The 301-nt window shown below is 69.1% G+C and carries 1 protein-coding gene; it reads left to right on the top strand.

All coding sequences use genetic code 11. The annotated features are described in order from the left end of the window. Positions 1–175: HU family DNA-binding protein (locus FLQ44_RS23365; RefSeq protein WP_147696232.1), on the top strand; the 175-nt coding region annotated here is incomplete at its 5' end. Positions 176–301 lie beyond the last annotated feature (126 nt).

Below are 301 nucleotides of genomic sequence, written 5' to 3'. Positions count from 1 at the left end.
CACCAAGGCGCTGAAGAAGGGCGACACCGTGACGCTGGTGGGCTTTGGCACCTTCTCCGTGCGCAAGCGTGCGGCGCGTGAGGCCCGCAACCCGCGCACCGGCGAGACCATCAAGCTGAAGGCCAGCAAGGCGCCGGTGTTCAAGGCGGGCAAGGCGTTCAAGGACGCGATGTAAGCCGCCCGGCGTCCGCCGAGCGGACGCTCCAGCGCCATCGCGTCGGCATCGCCGATGCGGGCGCATACAGGTGAATCCGGCAGGCCCGTGCGCAAGTACGGGCCTGCTGCGTTTCAGGCACCAGGC

It is taken from the genome of Vogesella mureinivorans (assembly GCF_007644035.1).
Taxonomy (GTDB): Bacteria; Pseudomonadota; Gammaproteobacteria; order Burkholderiales; family Chromobacteriaceae; genus Vogesella; species Vogesella mureinivorans.
The sequence above is the reverse complement of the archived record's forward strand: the minus strand, read 5'-3'. Positions and strand labels throughout refer to the sequence as shown.